Origin of the sequence: Dokdonella sp., from assembly GCF_036518555.1 — a bacterium.
GTDB lineage: Bacteria > Pseudomonadota > Gammaproteobacteria > Xanthomonadales > Rhodanobacteraceae > Dokdonella_A.
The window spans coordinates 1-4426 of the sequence record NZ_DATDMY010000333.1 but is presented as its reverse complement, the minus strand read 5'-3'; the positions used below and the strand labels follow the sequence as shown (position 1 = coordinate 4426).

General features: G+C 71.4%; 2 protein-coding genes. Both read right to left on the bottom strand.

The window, feature by feature from the left end; all coding sequences use genetic code 11:
- Positions 1-1710 (bottom strand): hypothetical protein (locus VI238_RS17710; protein WP_331653780.1); only part of this gene is annotated, 1710 nt, incomplete at its 3' end.
- 419 nt (positions 1711-2129) lie between these two features.
- Positions 2130-4426, bottom strand: a 2297-nt coding sequence (locus tag VI238_RS17705; protein WP_331653778.1) for a winged helix-turn-helix domain-containing protein, incomplete at its 5' end; no start/stop codon positions are given.

The window sequence follows — 4426 nt, the reverse complement described above, 5'->3', positions numbered from 1 at the left end:
GACGACCGAATGCGCGACGTTGTAATCGGTGAGGTTCGGCGGCAACCCGGGCAGGCTCAGGCTGCCGAGCAGGAGCGGTTGCGCCTTGTTGCTCGTGTCGATGACCTGAAGCGCATTGGCAAACGTCGTGTCCGAAGCGCAGGCGACGTAAGCGGTGTTGCCGTCGTCGCTGACGTAGACGCCATTCGCGTACGGGCAGCTCAGTTCCTGGCCGACGATCGTCGGCGCTGCCGGATTCGACACGTCGACGATGCGCAGGCCACCGTCGCCGAAGTCGGCGCCATCGACGAGGAACGCATGGTTGCCGCGCACGGTCAGATCGTAGGTCTGGCTCGTCAGGAGTGAACCGAGTTCCTGCGGCGCTGCCGGGTTGCTCACGTCGAGCACCTTGAAGATGCCGCCATTGGTCGTGCTCGCGACGTAGACGCGATCGCCATGCGCCTCGATCGCGCTCGCGTACGGAAACTCGAACCGGCCGAGTTCGCCCGGCGCGGCGGCGTCGGCGAGATCGGCGATCAGCACGCCGTAGCCCCACGCCGCGAGATAGGCGCGGCCGCCGTCGACCGAGATGTCTTCCATGTCGCGCGCGGCGAGGAACGGCGGCAGTTCGGCGTCGTAACGGCCGATCGGCGCGAGGGTGGCGCCGTCGGCGACACCGAGGCCGTAACCTTCCTCGGCGAAGTAGGCATGCGTTCCGTCGAATCCGGCCGCGTGCACGGAGACGCCGACCGGCACGGTGAACTGCGCTTCGATCGCCGGCTGCAGCGGATCGGCGGTGTCGAGCAGCACCGCGCGGTCGGTATGGGTGAGCACGAGCGGGCCGAACGGCGTCACTGCGGCCTGGTCCGGCGCGAACGTCGGCGCGGCCACGGTACGGATCAGCGACGGCGCATTCGGCGTCGTGAAATCCCAGACCTGGATGCCGCTGTCGCCGACGAGGTAGAGCACGTCGCCGAGGCGGATGGCGCCGGTGGCCTGGTCGATCGGCGTTGCGTAAACCTGCGTGATGTTGGCGCCATCGTGCGTGTCGTACACGAGGAGGTCGTTACCGACCCCGATGGCGTACCCGTCGGTGAGCACCGCGCGCAGCACCGATCCGCCGTCGAGGACGGCGCTGCCCTCCACGCTCGGCGCGGCCGGGTCGGACACGTCGACCGCGTAGACGAGGCGGTCGCCGAGGAAACTGCTGCCACTCGTGAGCAGTTGCGTCCCGTTGAGCGCCATGGCGTCGAACGCGTAGATGTCGGAGGTCTGGCCGACCACGCTCGGCGCGAGCGGGTTGCTCGCATCGAGCACGAACAGACCGTTCTGCGCGTCGCCCAGATAGAGGTGCGATCCGGAGGCCACGAGCCCGACCGGGCCGAAGAAGTCCGAGACGACATAGTCGTCGTACTCGGCAGCGCCGACCGGATGCGCGGGGTCGGCGAGCGAGTAGATGGTGATGCCCGCGCTCGTCCCCATCGAGCTCCACGCCGCGTACAGATGGTCTCCGACCACCGCGAGTGCGCTGATCGGACCCGGCGCGGGGGCTGCGCCAGTACGTCCGACGTACGCAGGCTGGGACGGATCGGTCATGTCCCAGACGTTGACCGTGGCGCCGGTGCCGACATAGAGATAATCGCCGTAGGTCGCGGGCGACGCCAGCGCGCCACCGCCCGCGTCGATCCGCTGCAGCGTCTGCGCGCCGGCGACACCGGCAAGGAGCGACATGCCCAGACACCATGAAACCACCGTGCGCAGCCACTTCATTCGGTATTCCTCGACAGGGTGAAAGGTGGACGCGGCGACACCCTGCGGCGTCGCACGCCGGCCCGCCGTCGCGACGACGGAAGACTCCGCGATCCTCGCGACCCGCCCGCGTGCGCGCATGTCGCATCGATGCGGCAACGATGCGCGATCGATGTACTGCCCGGCGCCGCACGCGAAAAGTGTTGGAAAACAACAGGGTGCAAGCCCGCCCTGGGACGGGGAAGATGAGCCACGGCACCCCCTTGTTACGCCAGACGCTCCCCGCCACGCACGCGATGCGCGCCCGATGGCGCTGCGAAACGAAGCCTCGCGGTTGCGCAGAGAGGGTGCGCGGCGACATGGAACGGCCAGTCGGCGCCTCTTGGTGTCGGCTGAGCCGCTCAGCGCGGACGGGTACCGGCGAGGCCCGCGTAGCCGGCCAGCAGGCGCGCTTCATTCTCCTCCGCCACGCGCGCGGCATCGTCTTGGCCGAGCGCACGGAACAGCCGCGACTGTGCGCCGGCGGCACGCGCGTCGCGGTCGGCCCACATCGCGATGCGTCCACTGATCGCGCGCGCGCTGTCGAGCTGGCTCGCCTCGACGAGCGCGGCCAGGTAGGGCGCGCCGACCGCGACGAGATCGTCGGGGGCGCCGAGGCGTTCGGCCGCCTGCATCGCCTGCGCGAATCGCTCGAGCGCGGGCTCACGCCGGCGTTCGGCCCAGGCCTGCTCGGCCGCGGCGACCGACGCCTGCATGGCGCGCCAGTCGTCGCCCGGCGCCTGTGCCTGCAGGAGCGCCGTCGTCGTGGCGGCTTCGGCGAGCTCGCCGCTTTCGCGCTGGATGCGAGCATGCAGTACGAGCGCGCGCGTCCAGTCGGTCGGGTCCGCGTCGCGCAAGGCGGGGACGCGCGCGCGCTCGATCTGCGTCGCTGCGGTCGCGAGATCGCCCGAGCGCAGCGCAATCGTTGCCGCGAGCAGGGCAGCCTGCGCACGTGTGGCGGCGTCGCGCTGCGGATCGGCATCGCGCTCGATCTGCGCGAGCAGCGCCCGGGCGTCGGCGACGCGACCGACGCCGACCAGCGCGAGCGCGCGCACGCGGGCGAGCTGCCAGCGGATGCGCCGGTTGTTCGTGTTCGCTTCGGGCGGCCACATGCGCTCGCTGGTCGCGAATGCGGCGTCGACGTCGAGCAGTTCGCTCTGCGCGAGCGCCTGCTGCATCAGCGCATAGGCGCGGCCTTCCCGTGCGCCGAGCCGCTCGAACTGGCGCACTGCGGCGTTCAGCACCGCGAGCGCGTCGGCCGGTCGGTGGCGCATGCGCTGGAACTCGCCGAGGTTCACGTCGACGCTGGCGACGCCGAGAGCATCGCCGATCGTCGCGAGTTCGGTGCGTGCCTGCGACAGCTCCGCGGTCGCGTCCGCGTACCGGCCTTGCCGCGCGAGCACGGCGCCCCGCCCGAGCCGTGCGACGCCGAGCACCTCGTGGTCGGCTGCGTTGGCGCGCAACGCGATCGCCTCGTCGTAGAGGTCGGCGGCCAGTTCCTCGTGGTGTCGCCGCACCTGCGCCGCCGCGAGCGTGAGCATCGCGCGCGCGCGCAACGCGTCGTCGCGACCGGGCGGCAGGCGATCGACGAGCGCGTGCATGCGCGCCTCGGCCGCGTCGTACTCGCCGCGGCGCAGCTCGATCTGCGCCATCCGATGCTCGACGCGCGGCATCGTCTTGAGCGCGACCGGAGCCGCTTCGATCAGCGCACGCGCCTGGTCGAGCTGGTCGGCGAGCATCGCGGCGCCGCTGCGCTGGAGAAGCTCTTCCAGCGCGGGGGATGCGCCTTCGGCTCGTGCACGAGGCTGCTTGCCGAGCTTGCGCAGCAGCGCATCGGTCGCATCCTGCGCAGCGGAGATCGCATCGCCTGCCTCCGCCTCCGCCTCCAGCGAGCGCTGGGTGCCGAAGGCCTCGAGCCGCACGCGCCAGCGACCGCCTGACAAGGCGACGCGCGGCAGAACGCGGGTTGCCGCGACCTGGGCGAGCGTCGCGTCGTGCAGCAGGTCGTCGGGGCTGGCGTCGCCGCGCTGGCGCAGCAGACTCACGACACTCTCGCTCGACGCCGTCGGCAGCTCGCCGCGCAGGCGATTCGCGACGAGGTCCATGAGGCCCAGCCGCAGCCACTGCCACTCGTCGGGAGCATCGACATCGGCCGGCAGGACGAGTGCCGCGACCGCGATGGGCGCTTCCGCATCCGTGTCCGCGACCGCGCGCACGTCGGACGCCGGCGGCGGCGCATCGCGCCGCATGGATCGCCAGCCGGTGTAGGCGAGCGCCGCCACTGCGATCGCGACACCCGCGATCGCGGCGGCGACGATGCGCGCGCGCCGCGGCGACGCCGCTGCGTCGGCACCGTTCGCGTGCTCCGGCTCGACGTCTCCGGACGCGTCCGCGTCGCTGCCGGACCTGGCAGGCGGAGTCGCCTCGCCGGACTGCGTATCGAGCGGCAGCACCCAGCGATAGCCGAAGCGAGGCACCGTGCGGATCGTGCGCTGTTCGTTGCCGGTGTCGCCGAGGCTGCGGCGAATGCGCACGATCGTGTGGCCGAGCAACGCGTCGCTGAGCTCCACCCGCCCCCACACTGCGGCGATCAGTTCATCGCGACCGACCGCGCGTTCGCGATGCTCGATCAGATAGGCGAGGCAATCGAACGCGCGTG